The following is a 22130-nucleotide window of genomic DNA, read 5'->3' on the forward strand; positions in this document are numbered from 1 at the left end:
ATGGAGGATATTAAAATGGCAAAGTATCGCAAATTAAGCAGAACCTCAAGCCAGAGAAAAGCATTATTAAGAGGTCAGGTAACAGCACTTATCGCTAACGGTAAGATCGTTACAACAGAAGCAAAAGCAAAAGAAGTTCGTAAGATCGCTGAAGGTCTTATCGCTTCTGCAGTAAGAGAAAAAGACAACTTCGAAGAAGTTACTGTAAAAGCTAAAGTTGCCCGCAAGGACAAAGATGGCAAGAGAGTAAAAGAAGTTGTTGATGGAAAAAAAGTTACAGTATACGATGAAGTTGAGAAGACAATCAAGAAAGATAAACCTTCACGTCTTCATGCAAGAAGAGAGATGCTGAAAGTTCTCTACACTGTAAAAGAAGTTCCAACTACTGCATCTGGAAAGAAAAAGAATACAAAAGAAGTTGATCTTACAGCTAAATTATTTGATGAGATCGCTCCTAAGTATGCAGGACGTAACGGTGGTTACACAAGAATCGTAAAGATCGGTCAGCGTAAAGGTGACGGAGCTTTAGAAGTAGTTCTTGAGTTAGTTTAATTATCCGCTGTCGCAGTATTGTGCGAATGCATGATATAATAAAAAGAACCGGTTCACAGATCGATGGATTTGTGAACCGGTTCTTTTGTTTTATTATGCCTGTTTTTGCTCCTCGTTATATTCGTTAACGAGTTTTTTGATTCTGTCATATGGGTTTAAGAGCTCGCTGATAGAAGCATCATGATTTAAGTTATCGATGATGAAGGCGATATATTTACTCATATCACAGCTGATGTAGTATTCTCTTGAAAGAAGATCCGGTGTCTGATAAGTAAGGTTTGTAGTAACAACACGGTAAATAAGACCTTCTTCGTAAGCTTTGTCAAATTTCTCAAGTCCGTTTGTGAAAAGGCCGAACGTAGATACAACAAAGATTCTCTTTGCTTTACGTTTTTTCAGCTCTTTTGCAGTGTCAATCATGCTTTCGCCAGAGGAGATCATATCGTCGATGATCATAACATCCTTGCCTTCTACAGAGTCACCTAAGAACTCATGGGCAACGATTGGGTTACGTCCATCAATAATTGTACTATAATCACGGCGTTTATAGAACATACCCATATCAACGCCTAATACGTTTGCCATATAAATTGCACGACCGGTTGCGCCTTCATCCGGGCTGATGATCATTAAGTGATCAGCATCGATCTTGATATCTTTTACATTCTTTAAGATACCTTTGATGAACTGGTATGCAGGCTGTACTGTGTCGAATCCTTTCAGAGGAATTGCGTTCTGTACACGTGGGTCATGTGCATCGAATGTGATAATGTTATCAACACCCATTGCGATCAGTTCCTGAAGAGCTAAAGCACAGTCTAAGGACTCACGGGAGGTACGTTTGTGCTGACGGCTCTCATAAAGGAATGGAAGGATAACAGTGATTCTTCTTGCTTTTCCACCGATAGCTGCAATGACACGTTTCAGATCCTGATAATGATCGTCTGGTGACATATGGTTGGTGTGTCCACATAAAGAATAGGTAAGGCTGTAGTTTGTAACATCGACCATGATGTAGACATCGTAACCACGAACAGAGTGGTTGATCACACATTTTGCTTCACCGGAACCAAATCTTGGGGTATAAGGTTTGATGATATAGCTGTCCTTTGCGTAATCTTTAAACGCGATATCGTTGAGGTGATCGTGTTCTCTTCTGCCTCTCCACTTTGCAAGATAGTGGTCTACCTTTTCACCCATTTCGATACAGCTTTCTGTAGGAATGAGGGCGAGAATTCCCTGTGGAATAGTTTCTAAAAATTTTTCATCTTTTGGCATTTGATGACTCCTCCATAAAAACATTGATTGGTTATTATTTATTTATCGCATACGGCGTTTGATACGAATATCGTCGCCGAAAAGCTTCAGTATTGTGTAATTGCTGGAAATCCGGGACAAAGTCCTTTCGGAATAGATATCCACCATCTGGTTCATATTAAGATTGGTCGATATAATCGTCGATTTCTGGCGAAGTATACGCTCATTAATGCATAAGAATAATTGTGATGTGGTAAACGAATTGGAAAGCTCCGTACCAAGATCGTCGATGATCAGAAGATCACAATCAAAGATATTCTGGTGTGCAGCGATTGCATCGGAATCTTTTTCAAACACACCTTTGCTTAATATATCAAATAATTGAAAGGCTGTAAAGTAGATAACAGAATAACCTGCATCTAACAGCTCTTTTGCGACACAGTTGGAGAGGAAAGTTTTGCCGACTCCGGTGTCACCATAGAAGAACAGATTCTTTGGTTTCTTATCAAACTGGTCGATGAATTTCCGACATTCCATAACTGCGTGTTTGGCAGTGGCAAGGGATGACAGCCCGGTCGCCGGATTGACATCATCATCGGAATAATATTCATAGGAAAAGGTGTCAAAATTCTCTTTTTCCAGTATCTGTCGGATGTTAGACTGGGCATAGACAACGTTGATCATTGCCTGTTTAAAACAGTGACAGCGTTTGCCGTTAATAAAACCGGTATCTTTACAGTCCGGACAATCATAAATCGGTGCAAGGTAATCTGTGGAATATCCAAGACCGCGGATTAAAGCCTGGCGTTCCTGACGGATGTTGGCAAGCTGGACTTTCAGCTCTGTCAGTGCCTGAGTCTGTCCGTCAAGATATTTATGTGCCTGTGCGACCGAGCAGGATGCGATAGAGTCGTCCAGTTCCTTCAGGCGTGGAGCCTTCGCATAGACCTCTTTTAACCGCTCCTGGCGGCGTCTGGAGTTCTTCAGCTGGATTGCATCATAGCTGCGGATGATCTCATCATATTGTGCATTTGTTAAAGGCATGAGTGTTCCTCCGGTATATCATGTGATTCAGCCCGGAAATTATTCATGGACTGAAGTGGTTAATAGCATTTTTTCCAGCTGGTCGTAATCGTACTCCCGCTGATTAAAATTGTTGAATTTATTTTTGGAAGCCGGAGCTGAAGTATTGGAAGCTGCTGCGGCCTTTTTATTGCGATTGTAGCTGGAATCCAGTCTTGCAACGTCTTTTAACGTATGTACACGATTCTTATGCCAGCTTGTGAGAATGGAATCGGTATATTCAAAGCTCGGCTGATGCGTTGCGGTGATCGTGCGTTTGCAGGCCTCCTGGATGAGTTCCATATCGTATCCGAATTCCCTGGTCCATTTGGTGATCAGAACTGTCTCGGATTCCACAAGATTCCGGCCGGAAATTCCGAGAGCCTTCATGACACCGTAGTAGACCTGGCTGTGTGCGGCAGAATTGGCTTTTGCCTGTTCCACGGTTGTGATGTTCTGGCTGCACCAGCCAAGAGCAACCTTTTCCATATAACGGATGCTCGAGTGTCCCTTGCTGATACAGTATTCCACAAGGTAAACGATCAGCTCTGTAGAAAAATGCAGGGACTCATGCCAGTAAAGGATCGTGTTGATATCGGTTGGATTCAGTGGGTGCTTCAGATAGGTCTCCACGATAAAAAAGAGTTCTGAAATATCTTCATCTTTTTGGAATGCTTTGATCTCATCAAGCGTATACTCTTTTTTAGAAGGGGCTTTGGAAGCACTCTTCTGTGAGACGGTGGAAGTCTCCTTTGGTGCCGCTTCCTTCTGGACCGTCGTGGTCGGAATCGGAGCTGTCGCATCCAAAGTCTCCGGTCTTACTGTAAGAAAATAAATACCGAGAATCGAGGCGTCATCGGCATATTCAAGCTTGAGAAGACCAACTTTCTCCCAGTATTTTAAGGCACGGACAACATCTTTTTCGGTATGTTCAAAAAGATCTGCAATTGCAGACACAGACACCGTTTTGGAAGAAGATGCCATGCAGCGGAGCAGATATATGTATACTTTTACAAATTCGCCATTGGCTTCCGGCATGTAATGATCGATAAAATAATTGGAAACACTTGTCATTGCATCTGGACAATCACTGTGTAATTGAATGGCTGCCATGTTATTACCTCTTTCATTGGCCCGACATGAAAATACCATGTTCGAGCCGGATTCTGTAGGCATTATAGCACAATCACATTTTAAAGTGAAGATGGTAAGTATTCACAAACGGGTCGAAAGCGAATGGATAGAGTGTTCATATTTTGGATAAAAGATGTGAACAAAAATGTTGATAATGTGGATAACTACGTGGAAAACCTCTGAAACGCATGAAAAATGCGGAAATCTGGCAATAAAACCAATGTTTTTATAACGTGGATAAGCTGGTGATTAATGAAAAAAAATCCACACAGCAGATGGAAGATATCCAGTCTGTTGTGTGGATAAGGTGGAAAAACTATTTTCCAAGCAGGTTTTCGCCGATTTCTACTACGTTTCCGGCGCCCATAGTTATCAACAAATCTCCGTCGGTACAATTTTCCAGTAAAAATTTCTCAATTTCTTCAAAAGAAGGGAAATAATGTGCATCCGTTCCCTTTTCTTTCAGCTTTGCAAGAATATCTTTGGAACTGATTCCGAATGTGTTTTTCTCACGTGCTGCATAAATATCAGCAAGGACAACCATGTCAGCCATGGAGAGCACATCTGCAAAATCATTGAGAAATGCTTTGGTCCTGGAGTAAGTATGTGGCTGGAATACCAGAACAAGACGCTTATGTGGATAATTCTTGGCTGCTGTTAAAGTTGCACGGATCTCGGTTGGATGATGTGCATAATCATCAATGATCGTGATGCCGTCGACGGTTCCTTTATACTGGAAACGACGGTCTGCGCCACCAAATTTATCAAGTCCGAGGCGGACTGCTTCAAGTGGAAGCTTCATATCCACAGATAAAGCAACGGCGGCAAGTGCATTGGATACATTATGCATACCAGGAACATTCAGGCTGACGTCCATGACTTTTTCACCTTTGTGCATAACGGTAAAGGAAGCGCATGCCTTGTCGTTGAACTGGACATTGGCAGGGTAATAATCGGATGAATCAGTAAGACCGTAGGTGATGATCTCCTGTGGAAGACCTTCCACGATTGCCTGATAATCCGGAATATCTCCGTTTATGATCGTTGCGCCCTCTGCAAGTGTATTGGATGCATATTCACGGAATGAATGGCGGATGTCATCAAGATCTTTGAAGAAATCCAGATGTTCTGCTTCTATATTTAAGATAATGCTGTATCTTGGACGGAAGTTCAAAAAACTGTTGGTGTACTCGCATGCTTCGGTGATGAAAACTTCCGAATTGCCGACACGCAGATTACCGTGGATGGACTGGAGAATACCTCCGACACTGATGGTTGGATCTGCCTTTGCCTCTAACAGGATCGTGCTGATCATGGAAGTGGTGGTCGTTTTTCCATGTGTTCCGGCAACTGCGATGGAGCGTTCATAGTTATCCATGATCTGGCCAAGCAGCTCTGCACGGGTGAGCATTGGAATATTTTTCTCTTTTGCGGCAACAAATTCCGGATTATCTTCACGGATTGCTGCTGTGTATACGACAAGATCAATTCCCGGAATGATGTTTTTCGCTTTCTGACCGTAGAAGATCTGAATGCCTTTGGCTTCTAAATTTCTGGTCAGATCGGACTCATGGGCATCGGATCCGGAAATTGTAAAGTTCTCTTCATGAAGAATCTCAGCAAGACCACTCATGCTGATTCCGCCGATTCCGATAAAATGAACATGAACCGGCTGATTAAAGTTTAATTTATACATAAAACTACCTACCTATTATATATAATGGATTAAAAGTTCTTTATTATTATAACCATATTCACATATTTTGCAAAGACAAACTACCGCGTTTCTTCTGCGAAGCATATCGAATTTTCGCAAAAGATGTAAAATAGTGTAAAAATTGTGTAATCTGACGAAAAAAAACAAAAATGAAAATAAATATTGTGAAAAATGTTGTTACTAAAAAGGCAATATGCTATAATTTAATTACCCAAAAACATGAACAGACGAGGAGTGATTGACGTGATGAAGAAAGAAATGATAGCTATGCTGTTAGCAGGCGGTCAAGGCAGCAGACTTGGTGTTCTGACGGCTGATGTTGCGAAGCCGGCAGTTGCGTTTGGCGGCAAATATCGAATCATTGATTTCCCGTTAAGCAACTGTATTAATTCGGGAATCGACACGGTCGGGGTGCTGACTCAATATCAGCCACTCAGACTGAATACACATATTGGGATTGGTATTCCGTGGGATCTCGATCGCAACAATGGTGGAGTTACCGTACTTCCACCGTACGAAAGAAGCAACAACAGTGAATGGTATTCCGGAACTGCGAATGCAATTTATCAGAATATACGTTATATGGAACAGTATAATCCGGATTATGTTCTGATTCTTTCCGGAGATCATATTTACAAGATGGATTATGAGGTTATGCTTGATTTCCATAAAGAGAACAATGCAGATGTAACGATTGCTACGATGCCGGTTCCGATGGAAGAAGCATCCCGTTTCGGTATTGTGATTGCAGATGAGGAAAAAAAGATCATGGAATTTGAAGAGAAACCGGAGCATCCGAGAAGCAACCTCGCTTCTATGGGTATCTACATTTTCTCATGGCCGGTATTGCGTGATGCGTTGATCGCCATGAAAGATCAGAATGGATGCGATTTCGGTAAACATATTATTCCATACTGCTTTGAGAATAAGAAACGTCTTTTCGCATATGAATTTAACGGATACTGGAAGGATGTAGGAACACTTGGTTCTTATTGGGAAGCCAATATGGAACTGATCGATCTGATTCCGGAATTCAATTTATATGAAGAGTACTGGAAGATTTACACCAAATCAGACAGCATTGAACCACAGTATATTGCTTCGGAAGCTCATGTTGAGAGAAGTATTATCGGGGAAGGGGCAGAAGTATACGGAGATGTAGAGAATTCCGTAATCGGCCCGAATGTACATATTGGCAAAGGTACCGTGATCCGTGATTCGATCGTTATGCAGGATACGATGATCGGAGATCATGTCACGATTGATAAATCCATTGTCGCTGAAAAATGCGAGATTAAAGATGGCGCAGTTCTTGGAACAGGAGAGGAAGCTCCGAATAAACTGAATGCAAGCATTTATTCATTTGGACTTGTAACAGTCGGAGAAGCTTCTGTGATTCCGGAAGGAGTTAAGATCGGCAAGAATACAGCAATCTCAGGTGTGACAGAAAAAGCGGATTATCCGGATGGTAATCTGGCAAGCGGCGAAGTGATTATTAAGGCAGGTGACAGAAAATGAAGGCAGTAGGTATTATTTTAGCTGGCGGTAACAGCAACCGCATGAAAGAATTATCAAGAAAACGTGCAATTGCAGCAATGCCGGTAGGCGGAAGTTTCCGTTGTATTGATTTTGCATTAAGCAATATGAGCAATTCCCATGTACAGACAGTAGCAGTGCTGACACAGTATAATGCACGTTCTCTGAATGAACATCTGAGTTCTTCCAAGTGGTGGGATTTCGGTCGTAAACAGGGAGGTCTGTTCCTGTTTACTCCAACTGTGACAGCAGAGAACAGTGACTGGTATCGTGGTACAGCAGATGCAATGTATCAGAACATTGATTTCCTGAAGAAACGTCACGAGCCATATGTCATCATCACCAATGGCGATTGTGTATACAAGATGGATTACAACAAGATCCTAGATTATCATATCGAGAAGAAAGCAGATATCACGATCGCATGCAAAGATATGCCGGTTGGAAGTGACGTAAGCCGTTTTGGTGTCATTCGTATGAATGAAGATTCCAGAATCATCGATTTTGAAGAGAAACCACTGATGGCTCAGTCCAACACCATTTCTACAGGTGTTTATGTAATCCGAAGAAGACAGCTGATCGAGATACTCGAGAAAGCGGCAGAAGAGAATCGTTTCGATTTTGTCAATGATGTTCTGATCCGATATAAGAACATTAAGAGAATTTATGCTTACAAGACAAACGAGTATTGGAGCAATATTGCAAGTGTAGATTCTTATTATCAGACCAATATGGACTTTTTGAATCCGGAAGTAAGAAGTTATTTCCGTGCTGAGCCGAAGATCCATTCCAAAGTGGATGATCTTCCACCAGCTAAATATAATACAGGGTCTGATGTATCCAACAGCCTGATCGCCAGCGGATGCATTATCAACAGTAAAGTTGAGAATTCCATCCTGTTCAAAAAAGTATTTATTGGAAAGAATTGCGTAATTAAGAATTCTATCATTTTAAATGACGCATACATTGGGGATAATACCCATGTGGAAAATTGTATTGTGGAAAGCAGGGGTACATTAAAAGCAAATACGTATTATTGCGGAGAGAATGGTATTAAGATTGTTTCCGAGGAGAATGAACGTTACATGCTTTAGACATTAAGTGAGGAGGCTGAAAGGACATGCAGATAACAGATGTACGTATCCGTAAGGTGGATAAAGAGGGCAAAATGAAAGCCGTAGTTTCAATTACGATTGACGATGAGTTTGTTGTTCATGACATTAAAGTGATTGAGGGGGAAAAAGGATTATTCATTGCGATGCCGAGCAGAAAGGCAGCAGATGGAGAATACCGGGATATTGCTCATCCAATTAATTCCGGTACAAGAGAGAGGATTCAGACACTGATTCTCAATAAATATCAGGAAGAACTGGCATCCGTACCTGAAGAGGTATGATGCAGGCAGCCACTGCAGGCACACAATGTATAATTTCATATGGTTTTTACATGGAGCGGACTCCGAAAGGAGGCCGCTCCCTTTTTCGGCTTTATAGGAAAGTTTCATTGAGATATATGGAAAAATCCGCTATACTGATAAAAAACACAGGCATTGTGAAAACTATATAAATGTCATTGTGGAAAACAGATAAAGAGGTAAGAAGTATGTTTTTAATCGTGGGACTTGGTAATCCGGATAAGAAATATGAGCATACAAGACACAATATCGGTTTTGATGTCATTGATGCTCTTGCAGATAAATATAATATCAGTATAACCGAGAAAAAGCACAAAGGTCTGTGCGGAACAGGTGTCATTGATGGCACGAAGGTTATGCTTTTAAAGCCACTGACCTATATGAATCTGAGCGGGGAAAGTGTAATAGAAGCACTGAATTTCTATAAAATGGACCCGGAAACAGAGATGCTTGTCATATTTGATGACATCAGTCTTGACCCGGGACATATCCGTATCCGCAAAAAAGGAAGTGCAGGCGGGCACAATGGAATCAAGAACATCATAGCGCACGCCGGAACACAGAATTTCATGAGGATCAAAGTCGGCGTTGGTGCAAAACCGGAAGGATGGGATCTCGCAGATCACGTGCTCGGACGATTCTCAGAGGAAGACCGTAAGCTCGTTGAGTCTGCCATTCAGGATGCAATCGCAGCAGCAGGCATGATTCTGCGTGGGGACATCGACCAGGCCATGAACAATTTTAATGGAAAAAAATAACAGACAATTGCGAAACTCTTGAAGCATATATTGAGCATGAACTGCGAATACAAATAACTCGCAGGTGCTTCAGAGCAGCCGGTACTTAGCGACCGTACTTTGGTCGCTTACGTATCCGCTGCCAGCGATGAGCAGCGAGAACGTGCCTGAGATTATTTGTATTCGCAGTTCGTGCCAAAATAAGTTGTTTGTAAGAGTTTCGCAAATGTCTGATAAAAATAACAGGAGGAAAGAACGTGAAAGCTTTTTTGGAACCACTTCAGGAACTGCAAGGGTTTCAGGAGATGGCGGACACTCTGGAAAAGGAACGTGGTGTGATCACGGTCTCAGGGTGTACGGATGCACAAAAACCACATATGATCTATGCGATGGACAATGGTCTGAAAAATAAGATCATTGTTACTTTTCATGAGCAAAGAGCCAAAGAATTGTATGAGGATTACAGCTTTTTTGATCCGGATGCGGTATATTATCCGGCGAAAGATGTGCTTTTTTATCAGTCCGATATCCGCGGGAATCTGCTTACGGCAGAGCGGGTCAATGCGCTCAAGGCAATTCATGAGAAAAAGCAGGTCACACTGATCACAACCTTTGATGCGCTGATGAACACGATGGCACCTCCGCAGAACATGTGGGACAGCGTGCTTACAATTCATTCCGGGGATATTCTGGATCTGAAAAAGATCACTGCGCAGCTGGTGCGCATGGGATACGAAAAGGAATATCAGGTTGAGACCATGGGGCAGTTTGCCTTAAGAGGAGGAATCCTTGATATTTTCCCGCTGACGGAGGAAAATCCGGTGCGTATCGAGATGTGGGGAGATGAGGTAGACACACTGCGCTCGTTTGATACCGAGAGCCAGAGATCCATAGAACTTATGGAGGAACTGACGGTTTATCCCGCATGTGAGCTTGTTCTGACTGAAGAACAGAAAAATGCCGGAATCGATAAGATACGGAAAGAGGCGAAGAAAGCAGCAGATCAGCTTCGGAAAGATATGAAAACGGAAGAAGCATACCGCACAACTTCCATGGTGGACGAACTGGCGGAAGAATGGGGGGAACTCTCCATGTGCACCGGAATGGATGCTTTTTTATCCTATTTTTGTGGGGAACGGAACGGACTTTTGGATTATTTCGATAAAAATGATACGATTGTCTTTTTTGATGAGATGAGCCGCAGCGTGGAACGAGGACGCCAGACAGAAACAGAATTTTCGGAAAGCATGAAACAGCGCCTGGAGAAAGGATATATTCTCCCCGGACAGATGAAAGAACTCTTTGGCATAAAAGAGATTCTTGGAACACTCGAACGTTATCCATGTCTGGCACTCAACGCGCTGGATATGAAAACAAACGGGATGAAGAACATTGGACAGTATACGATCCACGGCAAAAATGTCAATCCGTACAATAACAGCTTTGATCTCCTTGTCAAAGACCTGAAGCAATATCGGAAGAACGGTTATAAGACGATCCTGCTTTCCGGCTCCAGAACAAGAGCGAAAAGACTTGCAGAAGACCTGAGAAATGAAGAACTTTCAGCTTTTTATACGGAGGACTATGACCATATCGTACAACCAGGGGAAATCATGGTGTGCTATGGTAAGATCCACAAAGGCTTTGAATATCCGATCCTGCAGTTCGTTGTCATCACAGAGACTGATATTTTCGGCTCAGAAAAGAAAAAGAAGAAGCGCCGCCGTACCTACGAAGGAGAAAAAATCCAGAGTTTTACGGATTTAAGCGTAGGCGATTATGTCGTTCATGAAAATCACGGACTTGGAATCTATCGAGGAATCGAAAAGATCGAAGTCGACAAAACCGTGAAAGATTATATCAAGATTGAATATTCGGGTGGCTCCAACCTTTATATTCTGGCGACACAGCTGGAGCAGATCCAGAAATACGCCGGAAAAGACGCCAAAAGACCGAAATTAAACAAGCTTGGCGGACAGGAGTGGGGACGCACGAAAAACCGTGTCCGCGGTGCTGTGAAAGAGATCGCACAGGATCTTGTAAAACTGTATGCGGCAAGGGAAAAGCAGCAGGGCTATGTTTATGGCCCGGACACCGTATGGCAGCGTGAATTTGAGGAACTTTTCCCGTTTGAGGAGACCGAGGATCAGGAGATCGCCATCGAGGAAACCAAAAAGGACATGGAAAGCAGCAAGATCATGGACCGTCTGATCTGCGGAGACGTCGGCTATGGCAAAACGGAGATCGCCATCCGCGCGGCTTTTAAAGCAGTTCAGGAAAACAAGCAGGTCGTTTACCTGGTTCCGACCACGATCCTTGCCCAGCAGGTGTATAATAACTTCTCACAGCGGATGAAGGATTTCCCGGTAACGGTGGACCTGCTCTGCCGCTTCCGGTCTGCAGCAGAACAGAAAAAGACCATCGAGGGCGTGAAAAAAGGACAGGTAGACATCATAGTAGGAACACACAGAGTGCTTTCCAAAGATGTGACATTTAAAGATCTTGGACTGTTGATCATCGATGAGGAACAGCGTTTCGGCGTTGCACATAAGGAGAAGATCAAGCAGTTGAAAACAAATGTGGATGTGCTTACACTGACTGCAACACCGATTCCACGTACCCTGCATATGAGCCTGATCGGAATCCGTGATATGAGTGTTCTTGAGGAACCGCCGATGGACCGTGTCCCGATCCAGACGTATGTTATGGAATATAACGATGAGCTTGTCCGGGAAGCAATCACCAGGGAACTGGCGCGCGAGGGACAAGTGTATTATGTATACAATAAAGTGCGGGATATTGATGAGGTAACACAGAGAATCCAGCAGCTTGTCCCTGAGGCAAACGTTGCATTTGCACACGGACAGATGAAGGAGACGGAGCTGGAACGGATCATGTACAGCTTTATTAATGGAGAGATCGATGTTCTGGTTTCAACGACGATCATTGAGACCGGACTGGACATCTCCAATGTCAATACCATGATCATCCATGATGCGGATAACATGGGGTTATCCCAGCTTTACCAGCTGCGTGGACGTGTCGGAAGATCGAACCGGACTGCGTATGCGTTCCTGATGTATCGCAGAAACAAGATGTTAAAGGAAGTTGCGGAAAAACGACTTGCAGCGATCAAAGAGTATACCGAACTGGGAAGTGGTTTTAAAATTGCAATGCGGGATCTGGAGATCCGCGGCGCGGGCAATCTTCTTGGCGCAGAGCAGAGTGGACACATGGAGGCGGTCGGCTACGACCTGTACTGTAAAATGCTAAATGAAGCAGTAAAAGAGGCAAAAGGAATCGCACCGGCAGAAAAATTCGACACCTCTGTGGATGTGGAAACCAACGCTTTTATTCCGTCCACATATATCGCAAACGAGCTTCAGAAGCTGGATATCTACAAGCGGATCGCCGGTGTGGAGACCATGGAGGAATCCGAGGAAATGCTGGAGGAGCTGATCGACCGCTTTGGAGAGCCGCCGAAATCGGTTCAGAACCTGCTTACGATCGCAAGACTGAAGGCAAAAGCACACAGCGTATACGTGTCCGATATCGTGCAAAAAGGCAACGAACTGAAGCTTACAATGTATGAAAAAGCAAAGGTTGACCCTGCAAAGATCCCGGAACTGCTGGAAGCATATGCGCCGTTTTTGAAGTTTACCATGGACACCAAAAATCCATATTTTTCCTATATATTGAAAGGTAATTCGAGGGAAAAGACACAGGATGTCCTTGTAATCTTAGAGAAGCTGCTGTCTGATATGCAAATAAAAATCTTGCTAGATAGCGAAAAAAGCACTATAATATAGCAGACAATGCTCCGGACTATTCGGGAGATACTTAGGAGGATATATGAAGATAAAAAGATTTGCAGCACTGCTGTTGGCGGGGGTTCTTTGCACAACTGCATTTACCGGCTGTGCATTAAATAAAAACGAAACAGTTGCAACACTTGGAGATCAGGAAATCAAACTCGGAGTTGCCAACTTTATGTGCAGATATCAGCAGGCAAGACTGGAAGATGCCTATAAAAGCTATTTTGGGGATGAAGTATGGAGCAAGGATCTTTACGGAGATGGCTCTACACTTGAGGATACAACCAAGTCCCAGCTTATGAAGAGTCTGCAGGAAATGTACACACTTCAGCTTCACATGGACGATTACGGGGTGACGATCTCAGATGATGAGAAACAGAGCATCACAGATGCAGCCACAGCTTTTATGGATGCAAACAGCAAGGATGCATTAGAGGAGATGGGAGCAACACAGGATATCGTTGAGGAAGTACTTACACTTTACACGATCAAGGATAAAATGTATGATGCGATCGTTGCAGATGTAGATACAGACATTTCGGATGACGAAGCAAACATGAGAGCATATTCCATGCTTAAGATTCCGACAGACGGAACCTATGACAGCAGTTATCAGTATACAGAGTATACCGATGATCAGAAAGCAGAACTGACACAGAAAGCACAGGATGTTGCAGCTGCGATTGAGCAGCCATCCGATCTGGAATCTGTTGCAGAACAGTATGGTTTTTCCGTAAGTACAGGAACCTATGATTCCGATGACAGTAATCTGGATTCCGATGTGAAGACCGCGATGGATGGATTAAAAGAAGGCGAGATCTCGGATCTGATCACAACCGATAAGGCACTTTACATTGTGCGTATTGACAGTGACCATGATGAGGAAGCCACACAGAAGAACCGCGAGGACATTCTGAAAGACCGTAAAGATACATTGTACAATGATACACTTTCCAAATGGGAAGAGGATGCTGAGTGGAAAGTAAAAGATAAAGTCGTTGCAAAGATCAAATTTACGAACTCACTCACACAGCAGACTGAATCAACAGAGACGGAAGAACCGTCACAGGGTGATACCGCAGGAACAGAAGCAACAACAGAAAGCGGCGCATCTGAAACAATTGATGGCACAGAAAGTGCAAATTAATATTGCAAGTCTATACGAGAATCGTTATCATAAAAGGCGTAGCATAAATTATGCTGCGCCTTTTACAATGCAGAAAGAGAAAGGGATAAAATGGAAGGACACAATAATATTGTTTTGATCGGAATGCCGGGAGTCGGCAAGAGTACAGTAGGAGTAATTCTGGCGAAAGTGCTGGGCTATCAGTTTGTAGATGCAGATCTTGTGATTCAGGAGCAGGAAGGAAAGCTTTTGTGTGAGATCATCGAGGAAGTTGGAACGGATGGATTCATTGAAGTCGAAAACCGTGTCAATGCCGGAATCGAGGCAGAGCATACGATCATTGCAACTGGCGGAAGCGTGGTATACGGGAAAGAAGCAATGGAACATCTGCGTGACATCGGCACGGTCGTATATCTCGAAGTGCCATACGAGATCCTGGAAAAACGTCTTGCAGATATCAAGGGCAGAGGGGTTGTTTTAAGAGATGGACAGACACTGCATGACCTGTATCTGGAGCGTACACCTCTTTACGAAAAATATGCGCATGTACGTGTGTCAGAAGAGAACTTAAACGTTGAACAAACTGTTGAAAAACTCATTGAAAAATTACAGTTTTTGAATAACAATAAACAAAAATACGAATAGTATAAATAAAGAAGGCGATTTCCAGTGTGGTTGCCTTGACAAACGCTATTTATTTCTTGTATAATTACTTGTTCGTAAAGATAATTTTGTTGAGGGCGCAGGCCCGTTTGTATATAGATCATTGAGGTGTGATATGGAACAGTACGTAATCAAAGGTGGGCATCCATTACGTGGCGAAGTTGAGATTGGTGGTGCGAAAAACGCAGCGCTTGCTATTTTAGCGGCTGCAATTATGACGGATGAGACCGTTACAATAGATAATTTACCAAATGTCAGGGACATTAACGTCCTTTTACAGGCAATCGAAGAGATCGGAGCGCATGTAGAGCGCATCGATGTACACAAAGTAAAGATCAACGGATCATTTATCCGTGATGTAGTCGTGGACAATGAATTTATCCGTAAGATCAGAGCGTCTTATTATCTGATCGGAGCACTGCTTGGAAAGTATAAGCGTGCAGAGGTAGCGCTTCCTGGTGGATGTGACATCGGAAGCCGCCCGATTGACCTTCATATCAAAGGATTTCGTGCAATGGGCGCGGATGTTGATATCGCTTATGGACATGTAACAGCCAGAGCAAAACAGCTGAACGGAACACATATTTATCTGGATAAAGTATCTGTCGGAGCAACCATCAACATCATGATGGCAGCAGCAATGGCAGAGGGGAAGACGGTCATTGAGAATGCGGCCAAAGAGCCACACGTGGTAGATGTTGCCAACTTCTTAAACAGCATGGGAGCCAATATCCGTGGTGCGGGAACCGATGTGATCCGTATTGTCGGTGTTGAGAAGCTTCATAAGACGGAATATTCCGTAATTCCGGATCAGATCGAAGCAGGAACATTTATGTTTGCTGCTGCAGCGACCGGTGGAGATATTGTTGTAAAGAACGTCATTCCAAAGCATCTGGAAGCAACAAGTGCAAAGCTTGTTGAGGTCGGATGTGAAGTAGAAGAAATGGATGATGCAGTACGTGTGATCGCACCGAAAGCACCAATGCATCTTCAGCATACTCAGGTTACGACACTTCCTTATCCGGGATTTCCAACCGATATGCAGCCACAGATGGCAGTTGTACTGGGAATCGCAGAAGGAACCAGCACAGTGACCGAGAGCATTTTTGAGAATCGTTTTAAATATGTCGATGAGCTTACCCGCATGGGAGCCAACATCAAAGTAGAGAGCAACATCGCAATCATCGGTGGTGTGAACAAATATACCGGAGCAAGAGTCAACGCACCGGATTTAAGAGCCGGAGCAGCACTTGTCATTGCGGGTCTGTCAGCAGAAGGCATTACGATCGTCGATGATATTTATTACATTGAACGTGGATACGAAGATCTGGATCGCAAGCTCAGAGCACTTGGAGCGAGTATAGAGAAAGTTTCCTCGGAGAAAGAATTACAGAAGTTTATTCTGAAGGTATCTTAAATCAAAATAAAATAAAAGGATGCATTCCTGTGAGTTACAGGATGCATCCTTTTTTGCTGTGCGGATATTTCATATTAGATCAAAGCTGTAATATAGAGCGATGACTGGGTAGAAAGATCAATACAGGTATTATCATCGAGCTGTACAATTGGCTGAGATAAAGCACTGTTGTTCAGCATAATGATATTACATGCACGGCCATCGTTTAAAATCGCACGGCAGTTCTGATAAGTGGAAGCAATATGTTGCAGGAAGGTCAGAATATAACGGGTGTGGTATTTCTGGAAGCCTTCTTTCTCGAAACATCCGATTACCTGGAACGGACACATTGGCGAACGGTAGGATCTTGCAGCAGTCATGGCGTCATAGACATCGGCAATAGCAATGATCTGGGCAAAAGAATCGATCGTGTCTTCTGTCAGCCCGGATGGATATCCAGAGCCGTCACAGCGTTCATGATGCATCAGAGCCGCTTTTTTAATACGGGAATCAATATTCTGGTTTTTCAGGATATCGTATCCGTAACGCGGATGCTTTTTAATCTCCTGGAATTCTTCGTCGGTAAGTTTGCCCGGTTTATTTAAGATCTCTTCCGGAATCAGAAGCTTTCCGATATCGTGAAGCAGTCCTGCGAGCATGAGCACATCCAGATCATGAGAATCCATGTGCAGCCATCTTCCGATCATGCGGGAGATCATGGCAACGTTAAGACTGTGCGCATAAACGGAATCGTTGACACCTCTGACACTGTAGAGAAAATCAAATAATTCGATCGCAGTCTTTTTGGAACGGAAAAGTTCGGATGTCAGACTTAAAAGTTCGTCGAAATTTACGTCAGAGTTATTATGAACGATATCCTGAAGACAGGATTTTAATTTCTCGGTAAGGAAAAGATAATCAATCTGCTGATGTTTGAAGGCAACAGACTGTTTCATTTTCTGTGAAAAAGTGGAATTCTGTAAAAGACCGGTCTCGGCCTTTGGCTGAGGAGCCGGAGCTGCAGCCGGTTCATTTGGCTCGGCTGATTCGTTATTCTCTTCTTCCACGATTGCAATTTCTGGAATCCGATAAAAACGGATACGATTGATCAGACGGGATGTAAGCTCCGTATTTTCCAATACAAGAATCTGACCATTTTCGGTTTCTACGCGTGCAGCTGTTGTCATCCCTGGTTTAAGCTGCTCTGCAGAGTATATTTTCATAAATTATGTCTCCTCGTACATAGGCTGTATGTAAAGTGAAAATTGCGTTTGTGATGAATCCTTTCATCATCTTTTAAGTATAAAATTGTAAAGCAGGAAAGTCAATGAAATAGTTTCTCAATTGTAGAATATTAGGGTTGACAAGGCATATAAATAGGTGTAATGTATGCGATGGAGATTTGAAAATTCAATATTGTAGCTTTTCTCTTATTCAGAGTGATGGAGATACAAAGGATCTATGAAGTCACGGCAACCCCGTCTGAGACAGGAAGGTGCCAACCTGAGCGAGTAATCGAACAATAAGAGGATTTGATTATCTTTATAATTTGGTCCGCTTATCAAGCGGATTTTTTAATTTATAGGAAAATTGTCAAATTGAGAGGAGACAAATGATGGAAAAATTATTATTTACATCGGAATCCGTAACAGAAGGACATCCGGACAAAATGTGCGATGCCATCTCTGATGCGATTCTTGATGCATGTATGGAACAGGATCCAATGAGCCGTGTTGCATGTGAGGCAGCAAGCTGTACAGGATTTGTACTTGTTACTGGTGAGATTACTACAAAGGCACAGTTAGATATTCCTGCAATCGTACGTAAAACTGTAAACGAGATCGGTTATAATGATGCAAAAACAGGTTTTGACGGCAATACCTGTGCAGTTATGGTAGCTTTAGATCAGCAGTCTGCAGATATCGCAATGGGCGTTGATAAAGCGTTAGAAGCAAGAGAAGGCGAACTGAAGGATGATCTGGATACCGGAGCCGGAGATCAGGGTATGATGTTCGGATATGCAACCAACGAGACACCGGAACTGATGCCATATCCAATCTCATTAGCACACAAACTTGCATTACAGCTTACAAATGTTCGTAAAGACGGAACTTTAAGCTATTTAAGACCAGACGGAAAAACACAGGTTTCTGTTGAGTATGATGAGAATGGTAAGCCAAAGAGATTAGAGGCAGTTGTATTATCTACACAGCATGATGAGGATGTAACTCAGGAGCAGATCCATGAGGATATCAAAAAATACGTATTTGATCCAATTCTTCCAACAGAACTGATTGATGCAGATACCAAATTTTTCATCAACCCAACCGGACGTTTCGTAATCGGTGGACCACACGGTGATGCTGGTCTGACAGGACGTAAGATCATCGTAGACACCTACGGTGGATATGCCCGTCACGGCGGCGGAGCTTTCTCCGGAAAAGACTGCACAAAGGTTGACCGTTCTGCAGCATATGCAGCACGTTATGTTGCAAAGAACATCGTTGCAGCAGGACTTGCAGAGAAATGTGAGATCCAGCTCTCTTATGCGATCGGTGTAGCACAGCCAACATCCATCATGGTAGATACATTTGGAACAGGAAAGCTTTCAGATGAGAAGCTTGTTGAGATCGTTCGTGAGAACTTTGATCTTCGTCCAGCTGGAATCATCAAAATGCTTGATTTAAGAAGACCAATCTACAGAGGAACAGCAGCATACGGACATTTCGGACGTACCGATCTGAACCTTCCATGGGAAGCAACCGATAAGGCTGACACATTAAAGAAATATCTGTAATGATCGTATACATAGAAAATGTAACCAGTTTACAGAAATTTTAGAATATTATTAGAGATATTCCATTAGTAAATATCTGTTTCATGGTATAATAGCCATAGAGCTTACGATATGCATAGGCATGTCAGGCTCTATGGCTTTTTTCTATAACAGATATAGGGGAGACGAAACATGAAAGTTAAAACCAAACTCATGATTTCCTTTTGCATAATCATTTTTGTGCCGATTTTCCTTATGTTGCTTGTTGTATATGGATTTTGGAATTTTCAGGTGAAAGCAATCGAGCAGAACTATGGATTGAAGGGAAGCACATCCTACAGCCTGACCAATTCGGTCCAGCTTTTGAACCGGTATACAGCAGCGGATTACGAAAAGATGCAGACAACCTCAAAGAATGATCCGGATTCTTTTGAGGAGGCCGCTTATCAGAATGACCTGAATGCACAGCTGGATCAGAAATGTTCTTATCTGATCGTGCGAAAAGGAAATAAAATCATTTATAATGGTGGCAGGGATAATCAGGATGTACTTGATTTTCTGCCGGATTATGGCACAACAGAGGCAGATTCGCAGACCGGAACATATATCGATGCAGATGATGAGATCCTTGTAAAACAGGTGGATTTTCAGTTTACGGATGATAACAATGGAAGTGCGTTTATCATTACTTCGACCAAGAGCGTGGTTCCAGAGGTCAAGCAGCTGCTTGTGGATGCGATGATCTCGATTCTTCTGATACTGGTACTGACCGCATGCATGCTTACGGTCTGGGTTTACCGAAGCATGATCACACCGATCCGGAAGCTTCAGGTTGCAGCAGAGAATATTCGTGATGGCAATCTGGATTTTACGATTGATGCAACAGCAGATGATGAGATCGGAGAGCTTTGTGTTACTTTTGAGAAAATGCGTCAGCGTCTGAAAGACAACGCAGAGGAGAAACTGAACAACGAAAAAGAAAGCCGTGCCCTGGTTAGTAATATTGCACATGATCTGAAGACCCCGATCACTGCGGTAAAAGGATATTCCGAGGGAATTATCGATGGTGTTGCCAATACACCGGAAAAAGTGGATAAGTATGTCCGTACGATCTACAACAAAGCCAATGAGATGGACACACTGATCAATGAACTGACGCTTTATTCCAAGATCGATACGAACCGTATCCCGTATAATTTTGCAAAAATTAACGTTGCGGAGTATTTTAACGACTGTGTAGAAGAGATCGGTCTGGATCTGGAAGCAAAAGGCATCGGACTGGCTTATTATAATTATGCGGACAGCGATGTGGAGATCATTGCAGATCCGGAGCAGCTGCGCCGTGTTGTGAATAACATCATCGGCAATTCTGTAAAATACATGAATAAAACAAAAGGTTTTATCAATATCCGAATTAAGGATGTCGGAGATTTTATCCAGGTGGAGATCGAAGACAACGGAAGAGGAATCGCACAGAAAGACCTTCCATATATTTTTGACAGGTTCTACCGTGCCGATGCATCACGTAATTCCGCCACCGGAGGCAGTGGCATCGGGCTGTCGATCGTGAAGAAGATCATCGAAGATCACGGCGGCAAAATCTGGGCTACCAGCAAAGAAGATACAGGAACAATTATGTATTTTGTAATTCGCAAATATCAGGAGGTACCAAATGAGCAGAATATTGATCGTTGAGGATGAGGTTGCTATTGCAGATCTGGAAAAGGATTATCTGGAACTGAGCGGCTTTGAAGTAGAGATTGAGAATGATGGAACATCAGGACTTGCAAGAGCATTAGCGGAGGAATTTGACCTGTTTATACTGGATCTGATGCTTCCGGGCATTGATGGATTTGAGATCTGTAAACAGATCCGTGAGAAAAAGAATACACCGATCCTTATGGTTTCAGCCAAAAAAGATGACATCGACAAGATCCGTGGACTCGGACTTGGCGCAGATGATTATGTGACCAAACCATTTTCTCCAAGTGAACTTGTGGCAAGGGTAAAAGCACACCTTGCAAGATATGAGCGTCTGATCGGAAGCAACACGGTTGAAAATGACATTATCGAGATCCGTGGAATCAAGATCGACAAGACCGCAAGACGTGTCTGGGTCAATGGGGAAGAGAAACAGTTTACGACCAAGGAATTTGACCTTCTGACATTCCTTGCAGAGAATCCGAACCATGTATTCACGAAGGAGGAACTTTTCCGTGAAATCTGGGATATGGAATCAATCGGAGACATTGCAACGGTAACAGTCCACATCAAGAAAATCCGTGAGAAAATCGAAATGAATACCGCCAAACCGCAGTATATAGAAACAATCTGGGGTGTAGGATATCGGTTCAAGCTGTAGGGCTTTGTTGCTGTGTATCACGCAAAACTAATTTTTCAAAATTCTTCAAAAAGGAAGCAATTGTTTTCAGGACAATTGCTTCTTTTTTGACTTCCTATAGCATCATGATAAAGCATTGCAATGATAAAGCAAATGGTGTATTCTATTGTGGGCATAAATTCACAAATTAGGATTAATTTCAAGGGGTTTAAGAAGATGGACACATATATTACAAGTTATTGTACTGATGCAGGAATAAAAAAAAGGGTAAATCAGGATAGTCTTTGTATCAAAAAGGCTCTGTTAAAGGACAAAACAATTCTCATGGCATTGGTGTGTGATGGTATGGGCGGACTTAGTAAGGGAGAACTGGCCAGTGCAACAGTGATCCGCGGATTTTCCGACTGGTTTGCAAAGGATTTAGTGGCTACACAGGGGGATATTGACAAGATACGAAATCAGTGGGAAAGCTTAGTTACTAAAACTTCCCACACCGATACGATGTGTTGAACCTTGAAAATTCAATATTTCAGCCAATAAAAAAGGCATAAACCTGTTCTGTTTGGTATAATGGAATTGACTAGAAACCATTTTAACAAAGGAG

At 42.9% G+C, this 22130-nt stretch carries 18 protein-coding genes and 1 riboswitch; of the genes, 13 read left to right on the forward strand and 5 right to left on the reverse strand.

Annotation, left to right across the window (positions count from 1 at the left end; genetic code table 11):
* The first annotated feature begins 15 nt into the window (after positions 1–15).
* Positions 16–552 carry a bL17 family ribosomal protein gene (locus tag FYJ75_RS02455; RefSeq protein WP_154428472.1) on the forward strand — a complete coding sequence of 179 codons (537 nt, stop codon included), beginning with the start codon at positions 16–18 and terminating at the stop codon, positions 550–552.
* 93 nt (positions 553–645) lie between these two features.
* Here the strand turns inward: FYJ75_RS02455 and FYJ75_RS02460 are convergent, their stop codons facing one another.
* The 4 genes from FYJ75_RS02460 to murC all read right to left on the reverse strand — a co-directional run bounded on the left by FYJ75_RS02460 (position 646) and on the right by murC (position 5701).
* Positions 646–1830 carry a ribose-phosphate pyrophosphokinase gene (locus FYJ75_RS02460; protein ID WP_154428474.1) on the reverse strand — a complete coding sequence of 395 codons (1185 nt, stop codon included), beginning with the start codon at positions 1828–1830 and terminating at the stop codon, positions 646–648.
* 42 nt (positions 1831–1872) lie between these two features.
* Positions 1873–2853 (reverse strand): ATP-binding protein, encoded by a 981-nt coding sequence (locus FYJ75_RS02465; protein ID WP_154428476.1) that lies wholly within the window; start codon positions 2851–2853, stop codon positions 1873–1875.
* A 39-nt stretch (positions 2854–2892) separates the two neighbouring features.
* On the reverse strand, positions 2893–3984 hold the full coding sequence (locus tag FYJ75_RS02470) for a DnaD domain protein (protein WP_154428478.1): 1092 nt from the start codon (positions 3982–3984) through the stop codon (positions 2893–2895).
* A 337-nt stretch (positions 3985–4321) separates the two neighbouring features.
* Positions 4322–5701: a UDP-N-acetylmuramate--L-alanine ligase gene (gene murC / locus FYJ75_RS02475; RefSeq protein ID WP_154428480.1), complete on the reverse strand. Its 1380-nt coding sequence runs from the start codon at positions 5699–5701 to the stop codon at positions 4322–4324.
* Positions 5702–5965: 264 nt separating this feature from the next.
* On the opposite strand from murC, the gene FYJ75_RS02480 reads away from it, so the two are divergent.
* The 8 genes from FYJ75_RS02480 (at position 5966) to FYJ75_RS02515 (ending at position 16430) form a co-directional block, all read left to right on the forward strand.
* A complete protein-coding gene (locus FYJ75_RS02480) occupies positions 5966–7240 on the forward strand; it encodes a glucose-1-phosphate adenylyltransferase (protein ID WP_456300123.1) in 1275 nt (424 codons plus the stop codon).
* Positions 7237–8352, forward strand: coding sequence for a glucose-1-phosphate adenylyltransferase subunit GlgD (glgD, locus tag FYJ75_RS02485; protein ID WP_154428484.1), 1116 nt, complete (start codon positions 7237–7239; stop codon positions 8350–8352). The genes FYJ75_RS02480 and glgD overlap by 4 nt, the downstream gene beginning before the upstream one ends.
* A 26-nt stretch (positions 8353–8378) precedes the next feature.
* On the forward strand, positions 8379–8654 hold the full coding sequence (gene spoVG, locus FYJ75_RS02490) for a septation regulator SpoVG (RefSeq protein WP_154428486.1): 276 nt from the start codon (positions 8379–8381) through the stop codon (positions 8652–8654).
* A 206-nt stretch (positions 8655–8860) separates the two neighbouring features.
* Positions 8861–9430, forward strand: a complete 570-nt coding sequence (gene pth / locus FYJ75_RS02495; RefSeq protein ID WP_154428488.1) for an aminoacyl-tRNA hydrolase — start codon at positions 8861–8863, stop codon at positions 9428–9430.
* A gap of 236 nt (positions 9431–9666) precedes the next feature.
* Entirely contained in the window at positions 9667–13218 is a 3552-nt protein-coding gene (gene mfd, locus FYJ75_RS02500; RefSeq protein ID WP_328596837.1) for a transcription-repair coupling factor, read from the forward strand.
* A gap of 43 nt (positions 13219–13261) precedes the next feature.
* Positions 13262–14371 (forward strand): peptidyl-prolyl cis-trans isomerase, encoded by a 1110-nt coding sequence (locus FYJ75_RS02505; protein WP_154428490.1) that lies wholly within the window; start codon positions 13262–13264, stop codon positions 14369–14371.
* 90 nt (positions 14372–14461) lie between these two features.
* Positions 14462–14995, forward strand: coding sequence for a shikimate kinase (locus FYJ75_RS02510; protein ID WP_154428492.1), 534 nt, complete (start codon positions 14462–14464; stop codon positions 14993–14995).
* Positions 14996–15128: 133 nt separating this feature from the next.
* The gene (locus tag FYJ75_RS02515) at positions 15129–16430 is read left to right on the forward strand and encodes a UDP-N-acetylglucosamine 1-carboxyvinyltransferase (RefSeq protein WP_154428494.1); all 1302 of its coding nucleotides are present in this window, start codon (positions 15129–15131) and stop codon (positions 16428–16430) included.
* Positions 16431–16504: 74 nt separating this feature from the next.
* Here FYJ75_RS02515 and FYJ75_RS02520 read toward each other — a convergent pair whose 3' ends face one another.
* Entirely contained in the window at positions 16505–17632 is a 1128-nt protein-coding gene (locus tag FYJ75_RS02520) for an HD-GYP domain-containing protein (RefSeq protein WP_154428496.1), read from the reverse strand.
* Positions 17633–17836: 204 nt separating this feature from the next.
* Positions 17837–17938, forward strand: a riboswitch (SAM riboswitch).
* 86 nt (positions 17939–18024) lie between these two features.
* Between FYJ75_RS02520 and metK the strand changes: the two genes are divergently transcribed.
* The 4 genes from metK (at position 18025) to FYJ75_RS02540 (ending at position 22036) form a co-directional block, all read left to right on the forward strand.
* Entirely contained in the window at positions 18025–19206 is a 1182-nt protein-coding gene (gene metK / locus FYJ75_RS02525) for a methionine adenosyltransferase (RefSeq protein WP_154428498.1), read from the forward strand.
* Positions 19207–19377: 171 nt separating this feature from the next.
* Positions 19378–20880 carry a sensor histidine kinase gene (locus FYJ75_RS02530; protein WP_154428500.1) on the forward strand — a complete coding sequence of 501 codons (1503 nt, stop codon included), beginning with the start codon at positions 19378–19380 and terminating at the stop codon, positions 20878–20880.
* Positions 20858–21547, forward strand: coding sequence for a response regulator transcription factor (locus tag FYJ75_RS02535; RefSeq protein WP_154428502.1), 690 nt, complete (start codon positions 20858–20860; stop codon positions 21545–21547). Before FYJ75_RS02530 ends, FYJ75_RS02535 begins: the two co-directional genes overlap by 23 nt.
* 195 nt (positions 21548–21742) lie before the next feature.
* The gene (locus tag FYJ75_RS02540; protein WP_154428504.1) at positions 21743–22036 is read left to right on the forward strand and encodes a hypothetical protein; all 294 of its coding nucleotides are present in this window, start codon (positions 21743–21745) and stop codon (positions 22034–22036) included.
* Positions 22037–22130 lie beyond the last annotated feature (94 nt).

This window comes from Roseburia porci (genome assembly GCF_009695765.1).
Taxonomy (GTDB): Bacteria; Bacillota; Clostridia; order Lachnospirales; family Lachnospiraceae; genus Roseburia; species Roseburia porci.

Excerpts from the sequence above, each read along its gene's own strand:
- FYJ75_RS02455 (WP_154428472.1), top strand. The coding sequence starts at position 16 with ATGGCAAAGTATCGCAAATTAAGCAGAACCTCAAGCCAGAGAAAAGCA.
- FYJ75_RS02460 (WP_154428474.1), bottom strand. The coding sequence starts at position 1,830 with ATGCCAAAAGATGAAAAATTTTTAGAAACTATTCCACAGGGAATTCTC.
- FYJ75_RS02465 (WP_154428476.1), bottom strand. The coding sequence starts at position 2,853 with ATGCCTTTAACAAATGCACAATATGATGAGATCATCCGCAGCTATGAT.
- FYJ75_RS02470 (WP_154428478.1), bottom strand. The coding sequence starts at position 3,984 with ATGGCAGCCATTCAATTACACAGTGATTGTCCAGATGCAATGACAAGT.
- murC (WP_154428480.1), bottom strand. The coding sequence starts at position 5,701 with ATGTATAAATTAAACTTTAATCAGCCGGTTCATGTTCATTTTATCGGA.
- glgD (WP_154428484.1), top strand. The coding sequence starts at position 7,237 with ATGAAGGCAGTAGGTATTATTTTAGCTGGCGGTAACAGCAACCGCATG.
- spoVG (WP_154428486.1), top strand. The coding sequence starts at position 8,379 with ATGCAGATAACAGATGTACGTATCCGTAAGGTGGATAAAGAGGGCAAA.
- pth (WP_154428488.1), top strand. The coding sequence starts at position 8,861 with ATGTTTTTAATCGTGGGACTTGGTAATCCGGATAAGAAATATGAGCAT.
- FYJ75_RS02505 (WP_154428490.1), top strand. The coding sequence starts at position 13,262 with ATGAAGATAAAAAGATTTGCAGCACTGCTGTTGGCGGGGGTTCTTTGC.
- FYJ75_RS02510 (WP_154428492.1), top strand. The coding sequence starts at position 14,462 with ATGGAAGGACACAATAATATTGTTTTGATCGGAATGCCGGGAGTCGGC.
- FYJ75_RS02515 (WP_154428494.1), top strand. The coding sequence starts at position 15,129 with ATGGAACAGTACGTAATCAAAGGTGGGCATCCATTACGTGGCGAAGTT.
- FYJ75_RS02520 (WP_154428496.1), bottom strand. The coding sequence starts at position 17,632 with ATGAAAATATACTCTGCAGAGCAGCTTAAACCAGGGATGACAACAGCT.
- metK (WP_154428498.1), top strand. The coding sequence starts at position 18,025 with ATGGAAAAATTATTATTTACATCGGAATCCGTAACAGAAGGACATCCG.
- FYJ75_RS02530 (WP_154428500.1), top strand. The coding sequence starts at position 19,378 with ATGAAAGTTAAAACCAAACTCATGATTTCCTTTTGCATAATCATTTTT.
- FYJ75_RS02535 (WP_154428502.1), top strand. The coding sequence starts at position 20,858 with ATGAGCAGAATATTGATCGTTGAGGATGAGGTTGCTATTGCAGATCTG.
- FYJ75_RS02540 (WP_154428504.1), top strand. The coding sequence starts at position 21,743 with ATGGACACATATATTACAAGTTATTGTACTGATGCAGGAATAAAAAAA.